24 protein-coding genes and 1 riboswitch are annotated in these 26,286 nt (G+C 60.6%); of the genes, 9 read left to right on the top strand and 15 right to left on the bottom strand.

What is annotated here, in order from left to right; genetic code table 11:
• Window positions 1–243: 243 nt before the first annotated feature.
• The 4 genes from rplI to rpsF form a co-directional block, all read right to left on the bottom strand.
• Window positions 244–822 (bottom strand): 50S ribosomal protein L9, encoded by a 579-nt coding sequence (rplI, locus tag AC2GXZ_RS20925; protein WP_483761137.1) that lies wholly within the window; start codon window positions 820–822, stop codon window positions 244–246.
• 21 nt (window positions 823–843) lie between these two features.
• Entirely contained in the window at window positions 844–1,827 is a 984-nt protein-coding gene (locus tag AC2GXZ_RS20920; protein WP_483761136.1) for a DUF2232 domain-containing protein, read from the bottom strand.
• A 213-nt stretch (window positions 1,828–2,040) separates the two neighbouring features.
• The gene (rpsR, locus tag AC2GXZ_RS20915; RefSeq protein WP_483761135.1) at window positions 2,041–2,289 is read right to left on the bottom strand and encodes a 30S ribosomal protein S18; all 249 of its coding nucleotides are present in this window, start codon (window positions 2,287–2,289) and stop codon (window positions 2,041–2,043) included.
• A 23-nt stretch (window positions 2,290–2,312) separates the two neighbouring features.
• Window positions 2,313–2,771: a 30S ribosomal protein S6 gene (gene rpsF, locus AC2GXZ_RS20910; RefSeq protein ID WP_483761134.1), complete on the bottom strand. Its 459-nt coding sequence runs from the start codon at window positions 2,769–2,771 to the stop codon at window positions 2,313–2,315.
• Between the two features lie 362 nt (window positions 2,772–3,133).
• Here rpsF and AC2GXZ_RS20905 point away from each other — a divergent pair, with 362 nt between their 5' ends.
• A complete protein-coding gene (locus AC2GXZ_RS20905) occupies window positions 3,134–4,645 on the top strand; it encodes a Dyp-type peroxidase (RefSeq protein WP_483761133.1) in 1,512 nt (503 codons plus the stop codon).
• A gap of 81 nt (window positions 4,646–4,726) precedes the next feature.
• On the opposite strand, the gene AC2GXZ_RS20900 is transcribed toward AC2GXZ_RS20905, so the two are convergent.
• Window positions 4,727–5,770 carry an aldo/keto reductase gene (locus tag AC2GXZ_RS20900; RefSeq protein WP_483761132.1) on the bottom strand — a complete coding sequence of 348 codons (1,044 nt, stop codon included), beginning with the start codon at window positions 5,768–5,770 and terminating at the stop codon, window positions 4,727–4,729.
• A gap of 227 nt (window positions 5,771–5,997) precedes the next feature.
• Here AC2GXZ_RS20900 and fabD point away from each other — a divergent pair, with 227 nt between their 5' ends.
• From fabD to gmk, 7 genes are all read left to right on the top strand, one after another.
• On the top strand, window positions 5,998–6,942 hold the full coding sequence (gene fabD / locus AC2GXZ_RS20895; RefSeq protein WP_483761131.1) for an ACP S-malonyltransferase: 945 nt from the start codon (window positions 5,998–6,000) through the stop codon (window positions 6,940–6,942).
• Between the two features lie 18 nt (window positions 6,943–6,960).
• Window positions 6,961–7,698: a 3-oxoacyl-[acyl-carrier-protein] reductase gene (gene fabG / locus AC2GXZ_RS20890; protein ID WP_483761130.1), complete on the top strand. Its 738-nt coding sequence runs from the start codon at window positions 6,961–6,963 to the stop codon at window positions 7,696–7,698.
• A gap of 283 nt (window positions 7,699–7,981) precedes the next feature.
• On the top strand, window positions 7,982–8,218 hold the full coding sequence (locus AC2GXZ_RS20885; protein ID WP_003502080.1) for an acyl carrier protein: 237 nt from the start codon (window positions 7,982–7,984) through the stop codon (window positions 8,216–8,218).
• Window positions 8,219–8,334: 116 nt separating this feature from the next.
• Window positions 8,335–9,597, top strand: coding sequence for a beta-ketoacyl-ACP synthase II (fabF, locus tag AC2GXZ_RS20880; protein ID WP_483761129.1), 1,263 nt, complete (start codon window positions 8,335–8,337; stop codon window positions 9,595–9,597).
• A gap of 234 nt (window positions 9,598–9,831) precedes the next feature.
• Complete coding sequence (gene mltG / locus AC2GXZ_RS20875; protein WP_483761243.1) at window positions 9,832–11,013, top strand: endolytic transglycosylase MltG; 1,182 nt, start codon at window positions 9,832–9,834, stop codon at window positions 11,011–11,013.
• Between the two features lie 69 nt (window positions 11,014–11,082).
• Entirely contained in the window at window positions 11,083–11,970 is an 888-nt protein-coding gene (locus AC2GXZ_RS20870; RefSeq protein ID WP_483761128.1) for a YicC/YloC family endoribonuclease, read from the top strand.
• A gap of 3 nt (window positions 11,971–11,973) precedes the next feature.
• Window positions 11,974–12,651 (top strand): guanylate kinase, encoded by a 678-nt coding sequence (gene gmk / locus AC2GXZ_RS20865; protein WP_483761127.1) that lies wholly within the window; start codon window positions 11,974–11,976, stop codon window positions 12,649–12,651.
• Here the strand turns inward: gmk and AC2GXZ_RS20860 are convergent.
• The 4 genes from AC2GXZ_RS20860 to AC2GXZ_RS20845 all read right to left on the bottom strand — a co-directional run bounded on the left by AC2GXZ_RS20860 (window position 12,648) and on the right by AC2GXZ_RS20845 (window position 16,836).
• Complete coding sequence (locus tag AC2GXZ_RS20860) at window positions 12,648–13,778, bottom strand: acyltransferase family protein (RefSeq protein WP_483761126.1); 1,131 nt, start codon at window positions 13,776–13,778, stop codon at window positions 12,648–12,650. The genes gmk and AC2GXZ_RS20860 overlap by 4 nt on opposite strands.
• A 210-nt stretch (window positions 13,779–13,988) precedes the next feature.
• The gene (locus AC2GXZ_RS20855; RefSeq protein ID WP_483761125.1) at window positions 13,989–14,792 is read right to left on the bottom strand and encodes an ABC transporter ATP-binding protein; all 804 of its coding nucleotides are present in this window, start codon (window positions 14,790–14,792) and stop codon (window positions 13,989–13,991) included.
• Entirely contained in the window at window positions 14,789–15,820 is a 1,032-nt protein-coding gene (locus AC2GXZ_RS20850) for a FecCD family ABC transporter permease (RefSeq protein ID WP_483761124.1), read from the bottom strand. Before AC2GXZ_RS20850 ends, AC2GXZ_RS20855 begins: the two co-directional genes overlap by 4 nt.
• Window positions 15,817–16,836 carry an ABC transporter substrate-binding protein gene (locus tag AC2GXZ_RS20845; RefSeq protein ID WP_483761123.1) on the bottom strand — a complete coding sequence of 340 codons (1,020 nt, stop codon included), beginning with the start codon at window positions 16,834–16,836 and terminating at the stop codon, window positions 15,817–15,819. The genes AC2GXZ_RS20850 and AC2GXZ_RS20845 overlap by 4 nt, the downstream gene beginning before the upstream one ends.
• A 140-nt stretch (window positions 16,837–16,976) precedes the next feature.
• Window positions 16,977–17,171: riboswitch (cobalamin riboswitch) on the bottom strand.
• A 140-nt stretch (window positions 17,172–17,311) separates the two neighbouring features.
• Between AC2GXZ_RS20845 and zigA the strand changes: the two genes are divergently transcribed.
• Window positions 17,312–18,517 (top strand): zinc metallochaperone GTPase ZigA, encoded by a 1,206-nt coding sequence (zigA, locus tag AC2GXZ_RS20840; protein ID WP_483761122.1) that lies wholly within the window; start codon window positions 17,312–17,314, stop codon window positions 18,515–18,517.
• Window positions 18,518–18,546: 29 nt separating this feature from the next.
• On the opposite strand, the gene rsmA is transcribed toward zigA, so the two are convergent.
• The 6 genes from rsmA to AC2GXZ_RS20810 form a co-directional block, all read right to left on the bottom strand.
• Entirely contained in the window at window positions 18,547–19,392 is an 846-nt protein-coding gene (rsmA, locus tag AC2GXZ_RS20835; RefSeq protein WP_483761121.1) for a 16S rRNA (adenine(1518)-N(6)/adenine(1519)-N(6))-dimethyltransferase RsmA, read from the bottom strand.
• Window positions 19,392–20,420, bottom strand: a complete 1,029-nt coding sequence (gene pdxA, locus AC2GXZ_RS20830; RefSeq protein WP_483761120.1) for a 4-hydroxythreonine-4-phosphate dehydrogenase PdxA — start codon at window positions 20,418–20,420, stop codon at window positions 19,392–19,394. Before pdxA ends, rsmA begins: the two co-directional genes overlap by 1 nt.
• A 27-nt stretch (window positions 20,421–20,447) precedes the next feature.
• A complete protein-coding gene (locus tag AC2GXZ_RS20825) occupies window positions 20,448–21,389 on the bottom strand; it encodes a SurA N-terminal domain-containing protein (RefSeq protein ID WP_483761119.1) in 942 nt (313 codons plus the stop codon).
• Window positions 21,390–21,552: 163 nt separating this feature from the next.
• Entirely contained in the window at window positions 21,553–23,883 is a 2,331-nt protein-coding gene (locus tag AC2GXZ_RS20820) for an LPS-assembly protein LptD (protein ID WP_483761118.1), read from the bottom strand.
• Window positions 23,883–24,971 carry an LPS export ABC transporter permease LptG gene (lptG, locus tag AC2GXZ_RS20815; protein ID WP_483761117.1) on the bottom strand — a complete coding sequence of 363 codons (1,089 nt, stop codon included), beginning with the start codon at window positions 24,969–24,971 and terminating at the stop codon, window positions 23,883–23,885. The genes AC2GXZ_RS20820 and lptG overlap by 1 nt, the downstream gene beginning before the upstream one ends.
• A complete protein-coding gene (locus AC2GXZ_RS20810; RefSeq protein WP_483761116.1) occupies window positions 24,968–26,143 on the bottom strand; it encodes an LptF/LptG family permease in 1,176 nt (391 codons plus the stop codon). Before AC2GXZ_RS20810 ends, lptG begins: the two co-directional genes overlap by 4 nt.
• Between the last annotated feature and the right edge of the window lie 143 nt (window positions 26,144–26,286).

Here is a 26,286-nt window from a genome sequence, read left to right as displayed (position 1 = left end):
CCCGTCCCGAAACCGCGCATTTTGCCTTGGGATGTTACCCACAGCTATCCACAGCGCATGCCATCGACCCGTAACAAAAAACGCAATGAAGCGACAAATCCGGTTGACTGTGCCCGCTCGGGCAATCGTCGGCAACACGTCGCGACTCGCCGGACAAAGCTGATCATAGCTGGAAAAAGAGACAAAAAAACGCCCGGCCTTTCGAGCCGGGCGTCTCAAGCAGGTAGGCCTGCAAGGCAAATCTTATTCGTCGTCTTCGGCGTTGCCGTCTGCATCCGGATCGAAGAAGTCTTCCGGACGAAGGGCATCTTCGTCGACGCCGTAGATGGCGTCGGCCGAGGTGAGGCTTTCGCCATGGGCCTGGCGTTCAGCTTCTTCGGTGGTGCGGGCAACGTTGACCGAGATCTTGATCTCGACTTCCGAATGCAGGTGCAGGGTGACTTCGTGCAGGCCGATCGACTTGATCGGGTGGTTGAGGTCTACCTGGTTGCGGCCGAGGTTGAAGCCTTCGGCAGCCAGCACGTCCATGACGTCGCGGGCAGCGACCGAACCGTAGAGCTGGCCGGTTTCGCCAGCCGAACGGACGATGACGAAGGTCTTGCCGGCGAGTGCGTCGGCAACCGTCTGGGCTTCGCCCTTGCGCTCGAGGTTACGGGCTTCGAGCGTTGCGCGCTCGTTTTCGAAGCGCTTCTTGTTGGCTTCGTTGGAGCGCAGCGCCTTGCCCTGCGGCAGCAGGAAGTTACGAGCGTAACCGTCGCGAACCTTTACGACTTCGCCCATCTGGCCGAGCTTCGGTACGCGTTCAAGCAGGATAACTTGCATGATTTAGTTCCTTTCTGATCTTCAAGTTTCTGAATTGGTTTTATTCTGGTCCGCGTCGTCCTTTGCCGGCGTCAGCGCGATCGTCCGGCGCGTGTCGATGAGACCGAGCACGAGGATCGCCAACGTCGGAATGACGAGCACGGAAGAGAGGTATGCGAGAATAAGGGCCGGCAATCGCCAGTCCTTGCCCTTCGAATGGAAATGGATGACGGCGAAGCCGGACATCAGGAAGCCTGCGCCGAACGTGCCGCAGATCGTTGCGCCGACCATCGCCGGAATGCCGCCGACAAAGGTAAGCACGATGCCGGCGAGAAAGATGAAGATCGCGTAGCGGTTCATCCTCAAGGCCGACGGCATGTCCTCGCGCGGACGCACTGCCCGGCCGCTGCGCGACACGATGCGGATGGCGAAGTAGAAGGCCGCAAACAGGAAAAGCACCCAGATGCCGCCCTGAACCATCGGCAGCATCAGAAGCATGGTCGACTTCCATTGCGCAGCACCGGCGGGGTCGAGGGCAAGAGCCGGTTCCTGCGCCTGCAGTGCTGCCGTCATTGCATCGACCACCTGGCCGACAAGCTCCGGTCCGTAGCCGATGGCGACGCCGAGCGCGATGATGGCAAGCGTCACCAGGCCGCACAGATGCAGAAGGATGTCGGAAATTGGGTACCAGGCAACGAGATTGTCCGGCCCGCCGAGTTCCGAAGCGGGGCGCGCAAGATTGGCAAGATGCGACAGCCAGCCGGCCGGAATGAGAGTTGCGACGGCCATGGTGACGGCGAAATAGGCCGATTGCATCATCACGGCGCCGAGAAGGGCTGCGGTGACGATGCCGATGATCGCGGCGCGGTTGCCCCAGCCAAGGCCGGCAACCAGAATGGGAAGAGCGGAGGCGGCATAAAGCATCGCGCCGAGCGAAGACTGCGTGCTCGCACCCATCGCAAGGAGGGTGGCAACGACGCCGGCAAGAATGCCGGTGGGCAGCACTGTTGAAATCTTGTTCGTCACGGTCTCGCTGTCCTGCCAGATCAAGCAGTTAGGGGACGGGCCTTAGTCAGGATGACAGGCACTTCATCCCCAACATGGGGTTTGGTCCGCGACAGTTTCGTTCAAGCCAGGCTCGGGCGAAACGCGTCTGCGGCATTGGAGTTTCCGATCCGCGCCCAACGCGGAAGGGAGAATGAACCCGCCGACTTTCGATCGGCGGGTCCGATATTCAGATTAGGAAAGAACGTAGGGCAGCAGGCCGAGGAAACGGGCGCGCTTGATGGCCTGGGCCAGTTCGCGCTGCTTCTTCTGGGAAACGGCCGTGATACGGGACGGTACGATCTTGCCGCGCTCGGAAATGTAGCGCTGCAGGAGACGAACGTCCTTGTAGTCGATCTTCGGCGCATTGGCACCCGAGAACGGGCAGGTCTTGCGACGACGATGGAACGGACGGCGTGCCGGGGAGGAGGATACGTCAGCCATTGGTCTTTTCTCCTTCTATCCGATTAAGCGTCACGAGCCGGGCGAGGTGCCCGCTCGAAGCCACCCTCACGCGGGGGACGATCGCCGAAGTCACGGCGCGGCGGACGGTCACCGAATTCGCGGCGCGGGCCACGATCGTCACGCGGACGGTCGTCACGGTCGCGCTTCTGCATCATTGCGGATGCACCTTCTTCGTGCTTCTCGACCGAAAGCGTCATGTAACGAAGAACGTCTTCGTTGATGCGCATCTGGCGTTCCATCTCATGCACGGCAGCAGCCGGAGCATCGATGTCCATCAGGGCGTAGTGAGCCTTGCGGTTCTTCTTGATGCGGTACGTCAGGGACTTGAGGCCCCAATTTTCAATGCGCCCGACCTTGCCGCCGTTAGCTTCGATGACACCCTTGTACTGTTCGACGAGGGCATCAACCTGCTGTGCGGACATATCCTGCCGGGCAAGGAATACGTGTTCGTAAAGAGCCATGTAAGCTTTGCCTTTTCTTGCGGTTGTTTTGTCACCCGGTTTCGGCGGCTAAGCCTCAACGACTGCTCCTGGAGGCCAAGGCCCCGGCAAGAAAAGTGTTGTATCGAGACGGTCGAGAGCGGAGACACGGGAGACCGGAACGCTTGTGGTTCCTGCGATCCGCTTTCGCAGACCTGCCCTCCGTACAGCCACCAGCCAGAAGACCGGGTGTTCGAACAAGGCGCCTTATACGGATTTTTGGAAGGAAGGCAAGGGCCGCTGCAAATCGCGCAAAAATAGCTCTATGGACAACTGTATACTCAAGGTTGTATTTATGCTTTTGGTCAACTTTTTTGGACCTGGAAGCAAAGGGAGTTGGGGGCATGGCGAATTTGCAGACACTCTTGGACGAGCCGATCAGATGGAGGGACTGGACCACGGATGGCGACTTGCTGTCGCTTCTGACCGACTTGCAGGCAAATATCCTGAAGGGGCATGGGCGCGATCATACGCAGAATATTTTCTTGAGCTTTGACGGAATGACATCCGGTGAGGTCGCAGCTCTCCTGCGCGACCTGTCTTTCGTCACGACCTCGGCACTGGAACAGTTGCGCGAGGCGGCCGCGTTCAAGGCGGCAGGGGTGAGTGGCGGCACGGTCGTGTGCGTCATGTTGAGCAGCGGCGGCTACAGGGCGCTCGGGATCGCCGGCACCAACATCCCTGGTGATCATGCTTTTCGCGAGGGGATGGTCAAGCGCGGCCGCCTCGACCCCATGACGTTCAGTACGATCGCAGACCCGTTCCCGTCGATAAATGATCCTGTCCGGTCGGAATGGGAAACCGGCGGCGCCTGGGACCCCGTCAAGAACACCCCGGACGCGATGGTGCTGGTCGCCGATGACGAGGTGGCGCTGGTCGAAAGAGCCGCAGTCGCTCTCGAGCGTGTGTTTGCCAAGCATAACGCGACTGTTCTTGGCGCGGATATCGGTCTGGCGCAGCGGCGTCTTCAACCAGGCGGCGATGAAAAGGGCGAGGGGATCGAGCATTTCGGTTACGTCGATGGTCGCAGCCAGCCGCTGTTTCTCGAAGACGATTTGCTCGACGAGGACGGTAATCCGAAGCCGGTCGGCGCGTGGATCGAGGAATTCAAGCCATCGCAGTTCATCGTGCCCGACCCCGGCAATCCGACGGCATTTTCCTGCGGCAGCTATTTCGTCTATCGCAAACTCGAGCAGAACGTGAAGAGGTTCAAGGAGCAGGAGGAGGAACTTGCAACGGAATTGACACTTGCTCCGGCAGAAGAGGAGCGCGCCGGAGCGCTGGTGGTTGGTCGTTTCGAAGATGGCACACCCGTCGTCCTGTCGCCTGTAGCCATTGCCGGGCGACCGACCAACGATTTCGACTATCAAGGGCCGGAGGGGATGAAGTGTCCCTTCCGTGCGCATATCCGCAAGACCAATCCGCGGACGCCGGGTAGCAATTTCGTCCGTTCGCGCATCATGGCCCGGCGCGGCATAACCTATGGCGAGAGAGCGCCGCGGCCACCCGGAGCGGATTTTAACAAGGACGATCTGCCCGAAACTGGCGTCGGCCTCATCTTCATGGCCTATATGGCGGATATCAACGAGCAGTTCGAATTCACCCAGAGCGCCTGGGCGAATAATCCGGACTTTCCGGTAACCGATACCGGCATCGATGTCGTCATCGGCCAGCCGCAACGGGCTGCCACCGTCGATCAGAACAGATGGCCGGACGAATGGCAGGTGCCGCCGAATGTTGCCACTTTCGACTTCCAGCAGAGTGTTACCCTGAAAGGCGGCGAATATTTCTTTGCGCCGTCGATCAGTTTTCTCCAGTCGGCGGGCCGGTTCGTGGCGCCGGCCCTGATCGCCTGAGGAAGCGGCAATACAGGAAAGCAAAACGCCCCGGCACTCGTTCACCGAGGCCGGGGCGTTTCGTAAAAGTGATGGATCAGGTCAGATCGGCATCGGGTAGAGCCGGTGGATTTCGGCGATATCCTTCATCGCTTCGTTCGACAGCGTGACGTCGGCAGCGCCGATATCGACCTTCAGCTGTTCCATCGAGGTTGCGCCGATGATGACGGAGGTCATGAACGGTCGTGTCAGACAGAAGGCGAGCGCCATCTGGTTGGGGTCGAGCCCGTGTTTGGCGGCGATATCGAGATAGGCCTTCACGGCCGGTTCCTGCCTCGGCTGCATGCGTCCGCCGAGATCGCTGTTGATCGTCGCACGCGAACCTTCCGGGCGGGCACCGCCCAGATATTTGCCCGACAGCAGGCCCGCGGCGAGCGGCGAATAGGCCAGCAGCCCGACATCGTCGTGATGGGCGACTTCGGCGAGGTCGAGATCGAAGGTTCGATAGAGAAGATTGTATTCGTTCTGGATCGAGGCGACGCGCGGCAGGCCCTTTTCCTCGGCCATGCGCAGATATTGCATCGTGCCCCAGGCCGTCTCGTTGGACAGGCCGATGGCGCGGATCTTGCCGGCCTTGACCAGTTCGGAAAGTGTGTCGAGTTTCTGTTCGATGGCGGAAACAGACAGATCGCGATCCTGCTTCGAGACGTCGAAATCCCACACGCCGCGGAAATGGTAATGGTTCCGGTTCGGCCAGTGGATCTGGTAAAGGTCGATATAGTCGGTCTGCAGCCGCTTCAGGCTGGCATCGACAGCCTCACGGATCGTCTCGGGCGTGATCGGGCGTCCATCGCGGATATGCGGCCGTCCGCCACCGGCGATCTTGGTGGCGAGGACGATGTCACCACGCTTGCCGGTCTTTTTCAGCCAGGTGCCGATATACTCTTCGGTGCGGCCATAGGTTTCGCCGCTGACCGGCGTGGTTGGATAGAGTTCGGCAGTATCGAAAAAATTGACGCCGTGTTCGACGGCATAGTCCATCTGGCCGTGGGCCTCGTCCTCCGAATTCTGCGTGCCCCAGGTCATGGTGCCGAGGCAGATTTCCGAAACCGACATGTCGGTGCGGCCAAGTTTGTTGAATTTCATCGGGCTGTCCTGTCTGCAAAGTTCGGCCGGACTTTAAGCAGGAATTGCTGCAGTGCAAGGGAGGGAGAGTTGCAATGGATGGCCTTGGTTTCAACGCCGGCAATGGGCGATATGCCGGCCGATTAGCGTGGAAGGACTGGGTGCTGGCATGTTCCCGCCCTTGACTCTCCGGAACCAAATGTGAATGGAGAGGCAAAGCACAGGGCCTTAAGGGAAGGAAAATCCCCATGAGCATCGCATTCACATTTCCCGGTCAGGGCAGCCAGGCCGTCGGCATGGGCAAGGAACTGGCCGACGCCTTTCCCGAAGCCCGCGCGGTTTTCGAAGAAGTCGACGAGGCGCTCGGCCAGAAACTTTCCGACGTCATGTGGAATGGCCCGGAAGAGACACTGACGCTGACAGCCAACGCCCAGCCGGCGCTGATGGCGGTATCGATCGCCACGATGCGGGTTCTCCAGGCCCGCGGGCTCGTTCTTGCCGACAAGGTTTCCTATGTCGCCGGCCATTCGCTCGGCGAATATTCCGCCCTCTGTGCTGCCGGCACCTTCTCGCTCTCTAACACGGCAAAGCTTTTGCGCATCCGTGGTGATGCCATGCAGTCGGCCGTTCCGGTCGGTCAGGGCGCCATGGCAGCAATCATCGGACTGGAGCATGGTGATGTCGACGCCATCTGTGCTGAAGCCAGGGCGGAGGGCGTCTGCCAGATCGCCAACGACAATGGCGGCGGCCAGTTGGTGATTTCCGGTTCCAAGGCGGCGGTCGAGAAGGCAGCTGGCCTGGCAACCGAAAAAGGCGCCAAGCGCGCTATCCTGCTCGCTGTTTCCGCTCCCTTCCATTCCGACCTGATGGCGCCGGCCGCCGACGCCATGCGCCACGCGCTCGATAAGGTGGAGAAGAACAACCCGGTCGTGCCGGTCGTCGCCAATGTCCGTGCGACGCCCGTCACCGATGCCGAAGAGATCGCCAGGCTGCTCGTCACCCAGGTGACCGGCCAGGTTCGCTGGCGCGAGACGGTCGAATGGTTCGGCGCCAATGGCGTGACCACACTGTATGAAATTGGCTCCGGCAAGGTGCTGACGGGTCTTGCCCGCCGCATCGACAAGAATATCTCCGGCGTTGCCGTAAACACCCCGGCCGATATCGACGCGGCCATCGCCGCCATTCTCGGCTGAAGATAAAGGAACACTGTGATGTTTGATCTGACCGGCCGCAAGGCTCTCGTTACCGGCGCGACCGGTGGTCTCGGCGAAGATATCGCCCGCCTTCTCCACAAGCAGGGTGCCATTGTCGGCCTGCATGGCACCCGCGTCGAAAAGCTCGAGGCGCTGGCCGCCGAGCTTGGCGAACGCGTCCATATCTTCCCGGCCAACCTGTCCGATCGTGCCGAGGTCAAGGCGCTTGGCGAAAAGGCCGAGGCCGAACTCGGCGGCATCGACATTCTCGTCAACAATGCCGGTATCACCAAGGACGGCCTGTTCGTCCGCATGAGCGACGATGACTGGGATGCGGTTCTCGAAGTCAACCTGACCGCCGTCTTCCGCCTGACGCGTGAACTGACCCATCCGATGATGCGTCGCCGTCACGGCCGCATCATCAACATCACCTCGATCGTCGGCGTTACCGGCAATCCGGGCCAGACCAATTATTGCGCCTCCAAGGCCGGCATGATCGGCTTCTCCAAGTCGCTTGCCCAGGAAATCGCCACCCGCAACGTCACGGTCAACTGCGTTGCTCCAGGCTTCATCGACAGCGCAATGACCGGCAAGCTGAATGACAAGCAGAAGGAAGCGATCATGGGGGCGATCCCGATGAAGCGCATGGGCGCCGGCTCGGACATCGCAGCCGCCGTTCTCTATCTCGCCTCCGATGAGGCAGGCTACGTCACCGGACAGACGCTACACGTCAACGGCGGCATGGCAATGATCTGATAGTCGGGCTTTGTTCCTAAACGGGCTGAGAACAGGGCTTCTCGGCTGTGGGAGGGAACAAATTCTGGCTTTTCGGAACAGTCAAACCGTGTTAATCGGGCCATGACTGTGAAAATGTCACCCTGAAATTCAGGTCGTCACATAGCGTGAGCATGGTGTGCGGAACCGGATCAGGGGTGGTGGGGTTTGCCGGCATCGGCGCCCGAAAAGGTGCAGTTGCAGGTTTAACAGGATTTGGATGCCACACCGGCATCCTGAAAAGATAAAGGTCGAGGAAACCGACATGAGCGATATCGCAGAACGCGTTAAGAAAATTGTCATTGATCATCTCGGCGTTGATGCCGACAAGGTTGTCGAAGGCGCAAGCTTCATCGACGATCTGGGTGCAGATTCGCTCGACACCGTCGAACTGGTCATGGCTTTCGAAGAAGAGTTCGGCGTTGAAATCCCGGACGATGCCGCTGACTCGATCCTGACCGTCGGCGACGCGGTCAAGTTCATCGAAAAGGCCCAGGCCTGATCGACGACATATTGGGGACGCTGCCTGCTTCGTGTGGGCAGCGATCTCTCACGACGGCCCGCTAGTTCGGGCCGTTTCAACAACTGGATCATGAAATACGGGGTGGGCCGCTGGCGATGAGGCGTGTCGTTATCACCGGTACCGGCATGGTATCACCGCTCGGATGCGGAACTGAAATTAGCTGGCAGCGTCTGCTTAACGGCCAGAATGCTGCAAGACTGGTGACCGAATTCGAGGTCGAGGATCTTCCTGCAAAGATTGCCTGCCGCATTCCCGTAGGCGACGGCACAGACGGCACGTTTAATGCCGATCAGTGGATGGAGCCCAAGGAACAGCGCAAGGTCGATCCCTTCATTCTCTACGGCATGGCCGCCGCCGAAATGGCGCTCGAAGATGCCGGCTGGCATCCTCAGACGGACGAGGATCAGATCGCCACAGGCGTGCTGATCGGTTCCGGCATTGGCGGGCTGGAAGGCATCGTCGAGGCTGGTTATACGCTCCGCGACAAAGGACCGCGCCGCGTATCGCCTTTCTTCATTCCCGGTCGCCTGATCAACCTCGTCTCCGGACAGGTTTCGATCCGACACAAGCTTCGCGGGCCAAATCATTCGGTCGTCACCGCTTGTTCCACCGGCGCGCACGCGATCGGCGATGCAGCTCGGCTGATCATATTTGGCGACGCCGACGTAATGGTGGCCGGCGGTGCCGAATCGCCGATCTGCCGTATTGCGCTCGCAGGCTTTGCCGCCTGCAAGGCGCTGTCGACCCAGCATAATGACGATCCGCAGAAGGCCTCGCGCCCCTATGACCGCGACCGCGACGGTTTCGTCATGGGCGAAGGTGCCGGCATCGTCGTGCTCGAGGAACTCGAACACGCCAAGGCGCGCGGCGCCAAGATTTACGCCGAAGTCGTCGGTTACGGACTGTCGGGGGATGCCTATCACATCACCGCACCATCGGAAGATGGCGACGGCGCGTTCCGATGCATGACCATGGCGATGAAACGCGCCGGCCTGGCGCCGTCCGATCTTGATTACATCAACGCCCACGGCACCTCCACCATGGCCGACACGATCGAGCTCGGCGCGGTCGAGCGCCTGGTCGGCAATGCCGCGTCGAAAATCTCCATGTCGTCGACCAAATCGGCGATCGGCCATCTTCTCGGAGCCGCCGGTTCGGTCGAGGCGATTTTTGCGGCACTGTCGATCCGCGACAATATCGTGCCGCCGACGCTCAACCTCGACACCCCCGACGTCGAGACAGCGATCGATCTCGTGCCGCACACCGCGCGCAAGCGTGATGTCAATGTTGCCCTGTCGAATTCCTTCGGTTTCGGCGGGACCAATGCGTCGCTCGTGCTCAAGCGCTACGACGCATAAGTCAAAAGGCTGTGGAGCCTCCATCGCCGGCTGGACTTCCCGTCCGGCCGGTACCATTTTCTGAACCTGCTTTTGCCGCATTGATTGGGCAGATAGCGGGTTGGATTCCAAGTGATGTAATGGGGGGTGCGGTTGAGCAATTCCAATGACGTAGGCGAGATTCCCCCAGGTGGTGGTAACGCCGGTGGGAACGGCAACGGCAATTATGCGGGCAATGGTGCAAGCCGCGGCCCGATCATTCCGAAGTCGCCTAACGAAGCATTGAAGCCCGAGCGTGTTCCCGAACCGCCCAAGCGCTCGCGCAAGGCGCGCAGCCAGGTCATCATCTTCTTTAATTTCCTGATGACCATGCTCGTGCTGGTCTGCCTTTTCGGCGCAGCGATCTTCTATTGGGCGATGTCGACCTATCACGGTCCCGGTCCGCTTGCCGCCAACACCAATTTCGTCGTCCGCGAAGGCGCCGGTATCGCCGAGATCGCCACCAATCTCGAGCGCAACGAGATCATCGAGGATGCCCGCATCTTCCGTTACGTCACCGCGGTCAATCTCGGTTACGTCGGCTCTTCCGACAGCCGTCGCAGCCTGAAGGCCGGCGAATACGAGATCAAGGCGCATGCCTCGATGAAGGAAGTCGCCGAAATTCTGGAATCGGGCAAGTCGATCCTCTATTCGATCTCGATGCCGGAAGGCCTGACCGTTCGCCAGATGACGTTGCGGCTGCAGGAGGATCCGGTTCTCGAAGGCGATATGCCGGCAGACCTGCCGGCCGAGGGCAGCCTGCGCCCCGATACCTACAAGTTCTCCCGCGGCACCAAGCGTGCCGAAATCCTGTCGCAGATGCATGCGGCCCAGCAGAAGCTCGTCGAGCAGATCTGGGAGCGCCGCGATCCGGACCTGCCGGTCAAGACGAAGGAGGAATTCGTCACGCTCGCCTCCATCGTCGAGCGTGAGACGGGCAAGGATGACGAGCGCGCCCATGTCGCCTCCGTCTTCTTCAACCGGCTGCAGAAGGGCATGCGCCTGCAGTCCGATCCGACCATCGTCTACGGTATTTTCGGCGGCGACGGCAAACCGTCCGACCGTCCGATCTATCGCTCCGACCTGCAGAAACAGACGCCCTACAACACCTACCAGATCAAGGGCCTGCCGCCGACGCCGATTTCCAATCCCGGCCGCGCGGCGCTTGAGGCTGTTGCCAATCCCTGGCGGACCAAGGATCTCTATTTCGTCGCAGACGGCACAGGCGGCCACGTCTTTGCCGCGACGCTCGAAGAGCACAATGCCAATGTGAAGCGCTGGCGCAGGCTGGAGACCGAGCGCTCCGCCGGTTCTTCGGCGGCCGGTAGCGATGCCAACGCGATCGTCGACGGGCAACCGGATGGCGAAGACGCCGAGAAGCCGCCAAAGGGCAATTGAGCGTTTTGCAAAACGGTTTCCGGCGGGCCGCCCGCTCCTTTATCAGGCGGCGAATCTGGAGTGAAATGAATGACATTGCAGTCGATGACCGGATTTGCCCGCGCGGAAGCGGCAAGCGGCCGCAGCCGTATCGTCTGGGAGCTGAGATCGGTCAACGGCAAGGGGCTCGATGTCCGCCTTCGCCTGCCTCCCGGTCTTGAGCGGCTGGAGCAGGATGTCCGCAAGCTGATCGGCGACAATCTCGCACGCGGAAATATTCAGGCATCGCTGTCGATCGCCGTCGACGACACGCGCATGGAAGCGGTGGTCAATCGCGATGCGCTGGCGGCCGTGCTGGCGTTGCGCGAGGAGCTCGGCGATGTCATCGATCCGGCACCGCTTCGCCTCGATACGCTGATCTCGATCCGCGGCCTTGTCGATATCCGCGAGCAGGAGGATGGCGAAGAGGCAATCCTCGCCCGTGACGCGGCAATTCTCTCGGCCCTGAATACGGCGCTCGCCAGTTTGCGGCAGATGCGCGAGAGGGAAGGGGCAGCGCTCCGTTCCGTACTGGCCGCGCATGTTGCCCGCATCGCCGAGCTGACCCACGTCGTCGATGCCGATCCGTCCCGCACGCCGGAGGAGATCGCAAGGCGACTGACGCAGCAGGTCGATCAGATCCTGCAGGACAAGGCCGGGCTCGACCGCGACAGGCTGCATGCAGAAGTCGCGCTGCTCGCCACCAAGGCCGATCTGCGCGAGGAGATCGACCGGCTGAAGGCGCATGTGGAAGCTGTCGGCGAACTGCTGCAGAAGGGCGGGCCTATCGGCCGCAAGCTCGATTTCCTTGCACAGGAATTTAACCGCGAATCGAATACCATCTGTTCCAAATCAAACTCCGCTGCTGTAACGGCTGCAGGGATCGAACTGAAAGTCGTCATCGACCAGTTCCGCGAACAGGTCCAGAATCTGGAGTAGAAGATGAGCCCGGCACCATCGACCCCATCCGACAAGGCAGACACGAAGATTGCCCGGCGGGGACTGATGCTCGTGCTGTCCTCGCCGTCGGGCGCCGGAAAGTCGACGATTGCCGGAAATCTGCTGAGAGACGACCGCAGTCTGGAAATTTCGATCAGCGTCACCACCCGCTCCAAGCGCCCGAGCGAGATCGCCGGCAAACATTATCACTTCATCTCCATCCCGCAGTTCGAGCGCATGCGCGACAACGGCGAGCTTTTGGAATGGGCCGAAGTCCATGGCAATTTCTACGGCACACCGCGCGAGCCGGTGGAGCAGGCGATGGCCGAAGGCCGCGACATGCTGTTCGACATCGACTGGCAGGGCGCCCTGCAGCTGCAGGAAAAGATGAAGGCCGATATCGTTTCGATCTTCGTGCTGCCGCCCACCATGACCGAGCTCCAGTCGCGCCTCCATCGCCGTGCCGAAGACAGTGAAGATGTTATCCGCACGCGGCTGCTGAATTCCCGCTCCGAGATCGAACACTGGCGCGAATATGACTATGTCATCGTCAACGACGATCTCGATGAGGCCTTTGGCCACGTGAACTGCATCGTAAATGCAGAGCGGGTCCGTCGCGACCGCCGCCACGGCCTGTTCGATTTCGTCGGCACGCTTTTGACCGAAGAGCCGAAGCTTTAGGCGAGTTGCTGCGGGCGGGCAAAGAGCCCGTTCAGCCGCCGCCATCCTTCGTAGATCATTGCGCATGCGGCCAGCGTCATCGCGACGATCGGCAGGAAGGCCGCTGTGTTGAAGACGCCCATCCTGTCCAGTCCATAGGCGATCAGCAGCATCAGTGTCTGATGCAGCACGTAGTAGCTGAGGATCGCCTTGTTCAGGTATTTCAGCGCCGCTGACCGCCATGATCTCAGCATCTGGGCGTAACCGAGGATCGCGACGATGGTGCACCATCTGAACGGCCCGAGGATCAGGTTGCTTGTGAGCGAATTCCACGCCTGATGATCGCCAAGCGGTGCAATGCTCAACCGATAAAGCAGCGCAGGGACACACAGAAGCGACAGGATCAGCGCCGGCCGGCGCAGCCTTGCGAGCTGTTGCCAGAATTCTTCCCGCCTTCCGAGCATCGCGCCGCCGAGGAAGCAGGACAGGTAGAGCGCATGGCTATACCAGTCTTCGGCCATGTTGCCTGTCGGCGGGAAGACCGGTCGCAAAACGACGCGCAGCACTATGAACAGTGCTGCCGGCCAAAACAGCAGCCCGACGCCGTTCAGCCGTGTTGCCAGCCAGATACCGCATGCTGCAAGTTTCTCTCTGGCAGCGGTTGCGAGAAACACGATGATCGCCGTGTAGGCCCATAGATAGGCGAGATACCACAGGTGCTCCATTCGGAAGAGCACTCCCTGACCTCCATCCGGCAGGTCGAACGGCGATAACGTGAGATAACGGGCGAACACGCCCAGCATGTCGATCGGCATCCCGGCCGTGGCGTTGAAATAGACATAGATCTGCGGAGGGACAAGGAAAGCGACCCCTAAAATGAGCGGCGGCAGCAGCTGTTTCGATCTCCTGCTCCTCAGTTCTGCAGGCGACAATCGCTCAAGCGCGAAGGCCGTCGCGACGCCCGAGATCAGGAACAGCAGGCTCATGCGCCATGGATGGCTGAGAATATGCAGGATGTCGAAATAGGCGTTGCTGTTCGGAGATTTAATAAAAAAATCCTTTGAACCGTACATTAGGCTTGTGTGATATATTATCAGAAGCAGAAATACGCTTATCCGTACAATGTCCAGGTCTCCTCGGCGCTCCATGCCGGCTCCTGTTGTGAGTATTATTCGATTTCATCGAAAGATAAACACTTCAGGTTGCGCAATCATGAATCTGTATTGGAAATGAATCTTTTGGTTGTATTTAATATTGTAGAGATATTAGATGCGTGCCGATTGCCGAGGCTGGGCGGCATAGGCGTCATCTCACCATGCGCAGATGACGCCTCATGCGGATGCATGGCGGTCCGTTGCCTACATCAGATACTGAATATGCAGCCGGCCGTGATGCGCAGACGTCGAGACATGCGCCTCGACCCCGAAGACATCGGCGATCAGTGTCTCGGTGAATATGTCGGCAGGCGCGCCGCAGGCGACGAGCTTTCCCTCCGAGAGAACCGCGATCCGGTCGCAGAAGCGCGCCGCAAGGTTGAGGTCGTGGATCGCCACCACCGTGGTCAGCGGCAGATCGGCGACCAGTCGCAGGATGTCGATCTGGTGCTGGATGTCGAGATGGTTGGTCGGCTCGTCGAGGATCAGCACGGCAGGTGACTGCGCCAATGCCCGGGCGAGCTGAACGCGCTGGCGTTCACCGCCGGAAAGCGTGTGCCACAGCTGTTCGCGTCGGTCCTGAAGTCCGACCTGGATCAGCGCCTCGTCGACCAGCCGGTCGTCCTCCTTCGTCCAGGGAGAGAGGGCGGAGCGATGCGGCGTGCGGCCGAGCTTCACGACGCCGAGTACGGTGACATTGGCCTCCGTCGTAGAATGTTGTTCGACGACGGCAACGCGGCGGGCAAGCGCGCGCCGGCCGAAACCTGCGATTTCCCGGCCCTCCAGTGTCACGCTGCCGTCGACCGGTGCCCGCAGGCCGGCAAGCAGCCGTATCAGCGAGGATTTCCCCGAGCCGTTTGGCCCGATCAAGCCGAGCGTCTGGCCGGGCGCGACGGCAACCGAGATGCCGTCGACGATCACCTTGCGGCCGGCAAGGAAGCGGACGGCATTGGCAGCCAGTACGGGGCTGGCTTGGGCGAGGGGTATCGACATGGGATCTGCGCTCATGCGGGCCTGCGCGCGCGATAGAGAATGATGGAGAAGAACGGCACGCCGACCAGGGCCGTGACGACGCCGATCGGCAGCACCTGCGGCGCAATGATCGTGCGTGAGACGATATCGGCAACAACCATGAACAATGCGCCGGTGAGCGCGCAGGCGGGCAAAAGCCGCAGATGGCCAGGGCCGACGACGAAGCGGGCGGCATGCGGAATGACGAGGCCGACAAAGCCGATGGCGCCAACCATGCTGACCATGGTGGCTGTCATCAAGGCCGTGACGAGAAGCAGCACGACGCGCACCCGGTTGACGCTGATGCCGAGTGAACGGGCGGCATCCTCGCCGAAGGTGAAGGCGTCGAGTGCGCGTGAATGCCAGATGCAGACGACAAGGCCGATGGCGACGACGGAAGCGGACAGCGCCACGTCGGGCCAGCGGACGCCGGCAAAGCTGCCAAGCAGCCAGAACATCACGCTACGGGCCTGTTCGGCATTGGCGGAGGTCGAGACGATATAGGAGGTGAGCGCGTTGAATAGTTGCGATGCGGCGACGCCGGCAAGGATGGTGCGATCCGCCGTCTGCCGGCCGGTGGTCAGCATGATGACGAAGGCGAAGGCGACGACAGCACCACCGAAGGCACCGGCCGACAGCGAGACAGCCCCGCCACCCAGGCCGAGCAGCATGACCGAAACGGCGCCGGTTGAGGCACCGGCCGAGATGCCGAGCACATAGGGTTCTGCCAGTGGATTGCGCAGCAGCGACTGGAGGATCGCTCCCGAGAGTGCAAGCCCGGCGCCGCAAAAGGCTGCGACCAGCGAGCGCGACAGCCGGTAATCCCAGATCACCGCCTCCTGGATGCGGGGCAGGGGAATTTCGGTCAGCCCGAGCCGGTTGCTGACAGCAGCGATGGTCGTTTTCATCGGGATCGTCATCTCGCCGATCGCCACACCGGCAGTGATCGCAACGAAGAGAGCGGCGAAGACAAAAAGGGCGCCGGCAGTGCCGGCCGCCCAGATCTTGAAGCGCGCTCGCGTCACTGCGACAGCCCGAAGGACTTGATACCCTTGGCGAGCGTCTCGATCCCGTCGATCGTGCGGATCGTCGGGTTCATCGACTGCGCGTCCATCATCACGAAGCGTCTGTTCTTGACCGCATCGAGCTGGCTGACGACCGGATCGTTCTCGAGGAAGGCGGTCTTCACCGCCGGATCGTCGGCGGCATAACGGCGGCGGTCCATCGTCGCAATGACGATTACGGCGGGATCTGCCTGTGCGATCGTTTCCCATCCGACCAGCGGCCATTCCTCTTCGGTCGAGACGACATTCTTCGCCCCGATCGTCTTGAGGATATAGGCGGGGGCACTGTTCTTGCCGGCAATGAAAGCATCGCCCTTGGTTTCCTTGCTGGAGAACCAGAAGACGATCGGCAGGTTTTTGGCCGAGGCGCCCTTGATCGAGGCGACGGCGGATGCCTCGCGGGCCTTGAGATCGGCGATCAGCGCATCACCGCGATCGGTGACGTCGAAAATCTGCGCCAGTTCGGAAATTTCCCGATAGACCAGATCCATCGAGAACAGTTCCTTGCGCACTCCGTCGCCGCCGTCGGTATTGGTCTTGGCGACGCAATCGGCCGGCGAGATATAGGTGTTGATGCCAAGGTCGGAAAACTGCTCGCGCTTGGCGACCGAGCCCATCGGTCCGACATGCCATTCGAATTCGGCAGCAACCAGATCCGGCTCCAGCCCAACGATCGATTCGAAGCTCGGGTCGTTGTCGGCAAGCCGCTTGATCCTGGCGTTTGCCTCCGCATATTGCGGCAGGACCGGCCCGACCCAGACGGCGGTGCCGGCGACCTTGTCGGAAAGCCCAAGCGAATAGAGCACTTCCGTCATGCCCTGGCCGATCGAGACGATCTTGTTTGGCGCCTTGTCGAAGGTCACCTTCTGGCCGCAGTTTTCAACCGTCAGCGGATAGCTGGTCGATGCGGCAAACGCGGTTGCGGGAATGGTGCTTGCGCAAAACGCAAGCAATGCGGCGATCAAGCCGAGTTTCATGTCCTGTCCTTTCAGAAAAAATGGCTTTGCCGGGATGAAAGGCAGGACTGTACGAGGCCGCAATTGCGGTCCGCACAACATGGCGGGCGACGGGGTCGCTTGCGTCATAACATCTCCCTGCCGGAACACCTCGTCCGGGTTTGGCTGGCCTTGCTGCGGCAGGTCTCCTGACTTGCGGCTCGAACATCTCCCGTCTCCTTCCCGGCCTTGAGAGCCAGTGGCTGTGACGAAAGACTTGCCGCTTACAGTTGCGAGGGCAGTCGCGGAATTGGCCTTAAGCCTCACCACATTCCCTTTTCATCTGCGAATGCAGAACCGTAGCGCGTCTTTGATAGGAGACAGGCCGAAGCTTGTCCAGCGAACTTGCTGCATGACGGGCGGGGGAACTCAAAACTCCAGAAGGAGACTTGACGACCCGCCATGCATGTGTTGACGTAATAGTATAACATAACAATTGATGCAACGGACATTCGCAATGAACGACAAACTTCCCGTCACCGTGCTTTCCGGCTTTCTCGGCGCCGGCAAGACGACGCTGCTCAACCACATTCTTTCAAATCGCGAGGGAATGCGGGTGGCGCTGATCGTCAACGACATGAGCGAGGTGAACATCGATGCGGCCCTGGTGCGCGATGGCGGCGCCAATCTGTCGCGTACGCAGGAACAGCTGGTGGAAATGACCAATGGCTGCATCTGTTGCACACTGAGGGACGATCTCCTGAAGGAGGTGAGGGCACTCGCCGAGCAGGGCAGGTTCGATTACCTGCTGATCGAATCGACCGGTATTGCCGAGCCCTTGCCGGTCGCCGCCACGTTCGATTTCCGCGATGAGAATGGCCTCAGCCTGTCGGACGTGGCGAGGCTTGATACGATGGTGACGGTGGTCGATGCCGCCAATCTCCTGAAGGACTACGGCTCCGGCGATTTCCTTGCCGATCGCGGCGAGACGGCGGGCGAGGGCGACAATCGTACCATCGTCGATCTGCTGGTGGAGCAGATCGAATTCGCCGATGTGGTGATCCTCAACAAGGTCGGCACGGCGACCGAGGTCGAACGCGACACCGCGCGGAAGATCGTCGTGGCGCTCAATCCGGATGCCAGGCTGATCGAAACGGATTTCGGCCGCGTCGATCTGAAGGACGTGCTCGGCACAAGTCGTTTCGATTTCGACAAGGCGCAGGAACATCCGCTCTGGTTCAAGGAGTTGAACGGCTTCAAGGATCATATTCCGGAGACAGAGGAATATGGCATCCGCTCCTTCGTCTATCGGGCACGGCAGCCGTTCGAGCCCGAACTCTTCCAGCGTTTCATCGATCGGTCATGGCCGGGCGTGGTGCGCGCCAAGGGTTTTTTCTGGCTGGCCACGAGACCGCATCTCGTCGGCGAGATCAGCCAGGCGGGGGCTTTGGTGCGCACGGCCAAAATGGGGCTGTGGTGGTCGGCAGTGCCGAAGGAACGCTGGCCAGACAGTGAGGAATTCGCGACGATGATGCGCCCCTATCTCGATCCGGTCTGGGGTGACCGTCGGCAGGAGATCGTCTTTATCGGTACCGATCCGATGGACGAGCAGAAGATAACGGCCGAGCTGGATGCCTGCCTGGTCGATGCACCGGCCTTCGTGCCACATCTCTGGAAGAGCCTGCCCGATCCGTTCGTGAACTGGGAGCGGCAGGCATCGTAATCCGCAGATCCGATGCTGTCCGACGCGCCTCAGAGCGCGTTGGCCAGCATCACGAATTCCGCAACCGACAGCGTTTCGGCGCGGCGCTGCGGATCAATGCCCACCTTGTCGAGCAGCGCCTCGCCACCCACCGGCTTCAGGCTCTGGCGCAGCATCTTGCGGCGCTGGCCAAAGGCCGCGTGGGTGATGCGCTCCAGCCTTGAGACATCGCAGGGCAGCGGATTGGCACGGGGCGTCAGGTGAACGACGGTCGAATTTACCTTCGGCGGCGGCGAAAAGGCCTGCGGCGGGACGTCGAAAACCATATGGGCGTCCGTCCGCCAACCGGCCAGAACACCGAGCCGGCCGTAATGGTCGTCCTGCTCGTCGGCGACGATTCTAAGGCCGACTTCCTTCTGGAACATCAGCGTCAGGCTATCCCAGAACGGCGGCCAGATGCCGTCTTCGGGAAGCAGCCAGTTGATCAGCAATTGCGTGCCGATATTGTAGGGCAGGTTGGCGATGATCTTCACCGGCCCGCCTTCCGCCTTTTCCGCGGCGAGCGCCTTGAAATCGGTCTTCAGAGCATCGCCCTCGATAACCTCGAGGCGGCCGGGATAATAGTCGGCGACTTCGGCAAGCACCGGAAGAGCTCGCGCATCCCGCTCGACGGCGATCACCTTTTTGGCTCCGAGCGCCAAGATCGAGCGGGTCAGGCCACCAGGGCCGGGGCCGACTTCGAACACCGTGACGCCTTCGAGACTGCCGGCGGAGCGGGCGATCTTCTGCGTCAGGTTGAGGTCGAACAGAAAGTTCTGCCCAAGCGACTTCTTCGCATCCAGCCCATGGCGCTGGATGACGTCGCGGAGCGGCGGGAGACCGTCGAGTGTTGCCATCAGACGAACTCGCCGACAGGTTGGGCATTTGCCGCAAGCCGTGCAGCAAGCATCAGCGCTTCCACCAGGCTCGCATCACGCGCGACGCCCTGGCCGGCAATGCCGAACGCGGTGCCATGGTCGGGCGAGGTCCGGATGAACGGCAGTCCGAGCGTGACATTGACCGAACTGTCGAAGCCGAGCGCCTTGGCCGGGATCAATGCCTGGTCATGATACATGCAGATCGCCACGTCGTAGCGTGCCCGCGCCTCGTCATGGAACATCGTATCGGCGGGCAGCGGTCCGAAGACATGCAGGCCCTCCTCGCGCAGGCGCGCAATGGCCGGATGGATGATCTCCTGATCCTCAAGGCCGATCGCGCCGTCTTCGCCCGCATGTGGGTTGAGGCCGGCGACTGCAATGCGGGGCTTTCCGATACCGAACCGCGTCTTCAGGTCATGATTGGTCACCCGGCAGGTCTCGACGATCAGATCTTCCGTCAGCGCCTGCGGCACATCCTTGAGCGGAATGTGGATCGTCACCGGGATGGCGCGCAGCTTCGGTCCGGCCAGCATCATCACCGGCAGCAGGTTTCCACCCTTCGCCTTCATCGCCAGATCGGCAAGGAATTCGGTATGGCCGGGAAACTGGAATCCGGATTGGTAGAGGACCGACTTGGCGATCGGATTGGTGACAACGGCCGATGCGCGTCCCGAAAGGCAGAAATCCACGGCGGTCGCGATCGAGGCGATCGTGCCGGGCGCGGTTGCCACATGCGGTTCGCCGGCCGCGACTTCGATGCCGGCCGGCACGGAAAACACGGGCAGGGCATCATCGAATATAGATGCGGCATTTTCCGGTGTTGCCGGACGGATGGGAACGTCGAGCCCGAGCAGGGCGGCGCGGGCGGAAAATACCCCGGGATCGCCGATCAACAGGAAAGGCGGCAGGCCGGTTTCCCGCCGTGCCGCCCAGGCGGAAAGGGTTATGTCCGGGCCGATCCCTGCGGGATCGCCCTGGGTCAAGGCAAGCGGGCGAACAGACGCCATGAATACTCCGGCAGGAAAATCAGCGAATCATCTCAGGTCAATCTGCGCTTTGCCGCGCAGTTCATCGAGATATTTCTTGCTGTTGGGATCCTCGCCGCTCTTGCCGGCCTTGGTGAGGTCTTCGGCACGGAACACGGCTTCCGCAGCAAGGTCGTCGGAGACCTGGCGCTGGTCGCAAATGGCAAGGAATTCGACACCGCGCTCGGTAACCTTTGTCGCGGTCGTGCCGCCCTTGGCGCCCTCGATCAGCGGCTTCCAGTCTTCCGGCAGGTTTGGCGTCATCACCCGGCCGAGGTCACGCACCGACACATCGAGCATGGTCGCGGCAAAATCCTTGGCCTGATCGCAGCCCGGGAACTTCGAACGCGACGCGTCGGCTTCGGACTTGCGCTTGTTGAGGATCGCATTGCGCTTGGCCGCCGGCACGACGAAGATGATCTGCTTGAGGAAATATTCGGTCGTGACCGGCTTTTCCTTGCTTTCCATCATCCGCGTGACGAGTTCCTGGTTCGACATGCGGGTGTTGCCGCTGCCATAACGGGCATTGAGCAGGCGCGGCCAGCTCATCTGCACGGCAATGAAGTTTTTGAAATGCTCGGCGGTGACGCCGGACTTGTCGAGGATCTGGGTCATCTGCGCCGGCGTCATCTTGTTGCTCGCGGCAAAGCGGGCAAACGAAGCATCGACGTCATCGGTGCTGACCGACATCTTCACCCGGGCGATTTCCTGACGCTTCAGCGTTTCGTCAATCAGCTGCTCGCGGGCGACCTTGGGGTCGGCCTTCTGCCTCTGCAGGCGAAGGAAGGCGACGCGGTGGGCCACGTCGGAGGTCGTGATCGGGGTACGATTGATCACTGCCGCCACGCCGCTTGTCGTCTGCGCGGTCGCGACGATCGGGTTGACGACGAACGAAGCCGCCAGTGCAGTCGCGGCGATCGCCAGCCTGCGCGTTCCGGTCACTCCAAACATCAGTCAACTCCTCTAGCGCCTGGGCGTTTTATGCGACTTGTGGGCCGCCTCTTACTATATGCCAGCCCGCATGCGCAATCGTTGCGGCAAAACCATGACGATGCAATATCCGCACCGTCACTTCCGCGCGATCAATTCCAGTCGGCCGTTAATAGCGGCCCCGTCAATAGCGGAAGGTCTGGTCCTTGTCGTAGCCTTCGGTCGAGCCGATATTGACGTCGCCAAGCGTGCGGAAGCTCAGGCGAGCGCCGACGCTCCAGTCATTCGCATCGGTCGAATCGGTTTTCTGCGTATAGCCGATCGAGAAGATCGTGCACTCGTCCGCATAGCTGAACCCGATGCCGCGACGGGTGAACTTGTTGTCGTCGAGGTCCCAGGTCACCTTGCCGCCGATCGACCAGTTCTCGTTGACGCGGAAACTCATCTGCTTCTCGAGGATATTCGTCGACTCGTCATCGCCATATTCCGGCTGGGCAGCGACCTTGGTGTAGACGAGCTTGCCGGAAACCCGTTCCGTTTTGTAGTCGAAGGCGATGTCGGTGCGGCGGACGTCAAAATTGTCCTTGTCGAACCGGCTGTTGGTCGAAAGGCTGAAGCCCTGCGGCAGGTCGATCGCGGCCATGGCGACGAAGTCGGAAACGTCTTCCTCAAGGCCGGAATTGGCGCCTGCATTGACCAGATCGGCGCTTGCGAACGAGTTCTCGCCGGCAAGCTGATAGGACTGGCCGAAAATGCCACGCAGGCCGACACCGTTGTCGAACGAGCCGGTGTAACGAATGCCGACATTGGCGCGCGTGCCGCCTTCGATCCGGTCATAACCGGAGAACTTGTCACGGTCGAACAGGCTGGTGGCGTCGAATACGAAGCTCTGCGCATCCTCGTTCGGCAGCTGACCGGCAAGCTGTTCGTCCGGGCGGACATAGAGCTGTGCGATCGGCTCGATGATGTGGCTGCTGCTGCCGGCCGTGATCAGGATCGGATAACGGGCCTCAAGCCCGGCTGTCGCCATGTAGCGCGCGCTTTCGCCATCCCGCAGCGATTCCGAATAGGGAGCGCCGGCGCCGGAAGACGTGCTGCGCAATCCGTCGCCGCGAAGTGCCAGAAGCGGCGTCAGCTGCAGGCCCTGCTCGGTGGTGAAGGTGCGTTTCCATTCGGCTTCGGTGGTGAAGCGGCTGTAACTGCCTTCAAGGCCGGGGATGCGGTAGTCGGTACCTTCGAAATAATTGTCATCCGAGCGACGCGACAGATTGGTCAGGTTCGCGGTGATCGACAGCTGGCCGCCGGCGACCGGCTCTGGTGCATACCAGCTGTAATCGAGGACCGGATAGACAACCGCCTGCTGGCGTTCGAGCAGGCTGGTTTCCGAATCGTCCTGGACGTCGAAATAATAGCCATGCAGGTCGAAATAGTTCCGTGTGCCGAGGCCCGTCAGATAGGCTTCGTTCTTGAACGTTTCCTCGTTGACGCCCTGAAGATCGTAGGTGCGCGAGAAATTGTTGTCGCTCTGGAGCATGGCATTCCAGCCGAATGTCCAGCGCGGATTGATGTGGAATTCGCCCTTCGAGGCGGCCATCACACGGGTGTCGGATTCGCTGTCGGCGGTATTGGCGTCGAACGAACCCGAATTCTGCTGGTTGATTCCGGCGAACCGGAACGTGTGCTCGCCGGTTTCAAACCGGTTGCGCACTTCGCCTTCGACGAGCAGCCCCTGGTTCGAATAGTAGGTCGGCGTGATCGTGGCATCCATGCTCGGCGAAAAGACATGGTAATAGGGAACGCTGATCCCGAAACCGAGATTGTCGTCGGCGCTGAACCGCGGGAACAGCAGGCCTGACTTGCGCTCGACTGTTTCGTCGGGAACGGTGATCGGGAAGGGCAGCTTGCCGAGCGAAAGCCCGAACAGTTCAAACTGCGCATTCTCCAACCGGATCGTGTGTGTCTGGCCATTGCGGATGACGCGCTGCGCCTTCACCTGCCAGAGCGGCGCCTTGCCGGGCGTCTGCGCGCAGGGCAGACAGGCCGTATAGACGGTGTTGTTCAACACCATCACGTCCTTGCTCTGCTGCTCGGCGCTTTCGGCGACCAGACGCGTATTGTCGGTGGTTTCGACACGCAGGGAATTGAGGAAGCCCTGGCCGAAATCGTCGGTCACGTCCAGCTGGTCGGCATAGACACGTGTGCCTGCCGGTTCAATCAGCTCGATATTGCCGGTCGCCATGACGCGTCCGGTTTTCTGATTGTATTCGACCCGCTGGGCGACCATGCGGTAGCGATTGTAATAAATCTGCACACCGCCGCGGGCCGTCACCTGCTGGCTGTCCTGATTATAGATGAGCTCATTGGCGCGCAGCAGCATCTTGGCGTCGTCCGACTGGACGGGCACGAGACCTTGCGCATGGACGACATCCGTCGTCACGCCAGACACGAATACAGACACACCTGTCAGCAGGGCGGCGGCAAGCCGTCTGATATTTCCGCGGTTACTGACCGCCACTAGCCGTCCTCCTGATGAAGCAAGATCGTTGCCCCTACTGCCGTCGCGACGATGACCGGGATCCAGACCGCCACTAACGGAGGAATCGCTCCGCTGCTTCCGAACGCCTTTACAAGTACGCTGACGACATAAAGCACGAAGCCCGAAACTATTCCACCCAGAATCATCGACCTGGACTGGGCGAAGCGACTGAATTTTAACGACACTGTTGCAGCAATGAGAGTCATGGCCACAAGCAGGATGGGCAGCGACAGAAGCGAGTGGAACTGCGTTTCCAGCGCTTTGGTTGAGATACCGTAGGACCGGCTGATCTTGATTTTTCGGGAAAGATCAAGGAACGCAACACTTTCCGGCTGCTCGAGGCTTTCCTGGATATATTCCTGTTTCAGATTGGTACGGACCTGCGCCGTCGGCTTGCGGACCGGAATTTCGCCCGGCCGATTCTCCAGAACGTCGTTAAGAAGCCAGTAACCATTTTCCAGCTTTGCTGTGTGTGCGTCCTGCCGCATGATCACCGAACCGCCCTTGTCGAAGTGGAAAACCACGACATCGAGAAGTTCTGTTCCATTGTCCTGATAGCTCTTGCCGCCGATAACGACGTCCTCGTCACCGCTGATCTGGCGGATCCAGGGCACGAATTTACTCGATTTCACCCGGTTGCTGGACTGGCGCCAGGAGGTTTCCATCGAAACCGATTCGCGCTGTCCCCAGGCACCCATCGGATTGATGACGAAGATCGTTATCAATCCGATCAGGAAAGATCCGACGATGAACGGGAAGATGAACTGCCAGACCGAAATGCCGGCAGCGCGGGTGACGACCAGTTCGTAGCGGCGGTTGAGAGCGATCAGCACGGTCATGCCAATGAACAGGCTGAGCGTCGGGATCGTCTGTTGCAGGATCGAGGGGAGACGCAGTGCCGTCATGCCCAGCGCGCCGATCACGCTATATTCCGTCAGCCCGGAAAGGCGACGGGTGGTCTCGCTGAAGTCGGCAAGGAAGATGATCCCGCTGACCCCGAGCATGAACCAGACGGCAGTAATCATGTAGCGGCGGAAGAAATAGCGGCCGAGTGTCGAGAAGATCATGCGGCATTCCCCCCGGTCCCCTGCGAGCGCGTCAAACGGCGTCTCATCAGGCTGCCAAGCCGGCTCATTCCATTGGTGAAGAAGCGCGGCATGTGAAGCTGCCGATTGGTTGCCAGCAGATAGATCGCGATGGCGGTGGTGACCAGCGGCACGGCATAGACGGCCGGGACATAGGCGGCGCTGCGCTCCGTCAGGTTGGTGACTGAGAAACCGAGCCAGCGCAATGCGAAAGCCAGGACCAGCGCATAGATCATCGGATGGACGCGGGCCTGCCGGTGCGACCGGCTGCTGCCGGCAACCACCAGCGATACAAAGGCAAACGCGATCGGATACAGCCAGTCGGTCAGTCGGCGATGCAGTTCCGACCGGAAGCTTGCCGGCGAGCGCTTGTAGATCGGATCGTCCTCGTCGGGATCGAGCAGGAAGCTCAACTTGCGGTCCGCGGCATAAAGAGGCAGCCCGCCTTCGGATTTCGTCATGGCCGAAAGATCGAAGGCATAGCTGTCGAACTTGACCACCGAGATACGGCCATCGGGAGATTTACGGTCGACTTCGCCGTCACGCATGGTCAGCGACGTTCCGCCCGGATCAACCAGCCCCTCCTTGGCGTAATAGATCAGATCGAAGGCCGGATCGCGGTAATCGACGACAAACAGGCCTTTCAGCAGTCGGCCCGAATGGCGTTCGGAGATTTGCACGTAAAGGCCGGGCTCGATGCTGCGGAAGGTCTTTTCCTCGATCACCGACGACAGCAGGTCGGCATAGGCGGCGGCAACCATCTGGCGGGCGCCGAGCCGCGATTCGGGCTCGAGGAAATTGGTCACCGCGAAGGAAAACAGCCCGAGCAGGACGGACAACAGGATGATGGGGCGATAGATGATGCTGCGGCTGGCACCGGCCGCGTCAATGACCGGCAGTTCCGAATCGTTGTTCATCTGCGTCAGCGTCTGGGTAATGCCGATGACGAAGGCAAAGGGCATGACCACCGGCAGGATCGTCGGCAGGATGTAACTTGCAAGCAGCATGAACGAGCCCATCGACTGGCCACTGTCCGTGACCAGATTGATGCGCCCGAGCACCTGAATCGTCCAGATGATGGTCAGCACCGGAACGAGCGCCACCAGGAACATCTGGAATATCCGGCGCAATATGTAAGTTTCGAGAAGCTTCATTCCCGTCCGACATTCTTGCTGCCTCGCCATCCCGTGATGACGCCGAGCCTATCTAAGTGATCGATGAGGCCTTTGCGACAGATGCCACGTCACAAAAATGTTGGCTAGCCGACTTTTATTTTTTGTTGTGACTTTCAAAACGC

It is taken from the genome of Aliirhizobium sp. YIM B11859, assembly GCF_057163345.1.
Note: the sequence above shows the minus strand (reverse complement) of the source record. Positions and strands in the feature narration are given on the sequence as shown.

Bases quoted from the DNA above. Each gene is read 5' to 3' on its own strand.
- zigA (WP_483761122.1), top strand. From the start codon at position 17,312: ATGAACGACAAACTTCCCGTCACCGTGCTTTCCGGCTTTCTCGGCGCC.
- fabG (WP_483761130.1), top strand. From the start codon at position 6,961: ATGTTTGATCTGACCGGCCGCAAGGCTCTCGTTACCGGCGCGACCGGT.
- AC2GXZ_RS20900 (WP_483761132.1), bottom strand. From the start codon at position 5,770: ATGAAATTCAACAAACTTGGCCGCACCGACATGTCGGTTTCGGAAATC.
- AC2GXZ_RS20810 (WP_483761116.1), bottom strand. From the start codon at position 26,143: ATGAAGCTTCTCGAAACTTACATATTGCGCCGGATATTCCAGATGTTC.
- AC2GXZ_RS20870 (WP_483761128.1), top strand. From the start codon at position 11,083: ATGACATTGCAGTCGATGACCGGATTTGCCCGCGCGGAAGCGGCAAGC.
- rsmA (WP_483761121.1), bottom strand. From the start codon at position 19,392: ATGGCAACACTCGACGGTCTCCCGCCGCTCCGCGACGTCATCCAGCGC.
- AC2GXZ_RS20905 (WP_483761133.1), top strand. From the start codon at position 3,134: ATGGCGAATTTGCAGACACTCTTGGACGAGCCGATCAGATGGAGGGAC.
- rpsR (WP_483761135.1), bottom strand. From the start codon at position 2,289: ATGGCTGACGTATCCTCCTCCCCGGCACGCCGTCCGTTCCATCGTCGT.
- lptG (WP_483761117.1), bottom strand. From the start codon at position 24,971: ATGATCTTCTCGACACTCGGCCGCTATTTCTTCCGCCGCTACATGATT.
- pdxA (WP_483761120.1), bottom strand. From the start codon at position 20,420: ATGGCGTCTGTTCGCCCGCTTGCCTTGACCCAGGGCGATCCCGCAGGG.
- AC2GXZ_RS20855 (WP_483761125.1), bottom strand. From the start codon at position 14,792: ATGAGCGCAGATCCCATGTCGATACCCCTCGCCCAAGCCAGCCCCGTA.
- AC2GXZ_RS20825 (WP_483761119.1), bottom strand. From the start codon at position 21,389: ATGTTTGGAGTGACCGGAACGCGCAGGCTGGCGATCGCCGCGACTGCA.
- rplI (WP_483761137.1), bottom strand. From the start codon at position 822: ATGCAAGTTATCCTGCTTGAACGCGTACCGAAGCTCGGCCAGATGGGC.
- fabF (WP_483761129.1), top strand. From the start codon at position 8,335: ATGAGGCGTGTCGTTATCACCGGTACCGGCATGGTATCACCGCTCGGA.
- AC2GXZ_RS20860 (WP_483761126.1), bottom strand. From the start codon at position 13,778: ATGGAGCGCCGAGGAGACCTGGACATTGTACGGATAAGCGTATTTCTG.
- rpsF (WP_483761134.1), bottom strand. From the start codon at position 2,771: ATGGCTCTTTACGAACACGTATTCCTTGCCCGGCAGGATATGTCCGCA.
- AC2GXZ_RS20845 (WP_483761123.1), bottom strand. From the start codon at position 16,836: ATGAAACTCGGCTTGATCGCCGCATTGCTTGCGTTTTGCGCAAGCACC.
- gmk (WP_483761127.1), top strand. From the start codon at position 11,974: ATGAGCCCGGCACCATCGACCCCATCCGACAAGGCAGACACGAAGATT.
- fabD (WP_483761131.1), top strand. From the start codon at position 5,998: ATGAGCATCGCATTCACATTTCCCGGTCAGGGCAGCCAGGCCGTCGGC.
- AC2GXZ_RS20885 (WP_003502080.1), top strand. From the start codon at position 7,982: ATGAGCGATATCGCAGAACGCGTTAAGAAAATTGTCATTGATCATCTC.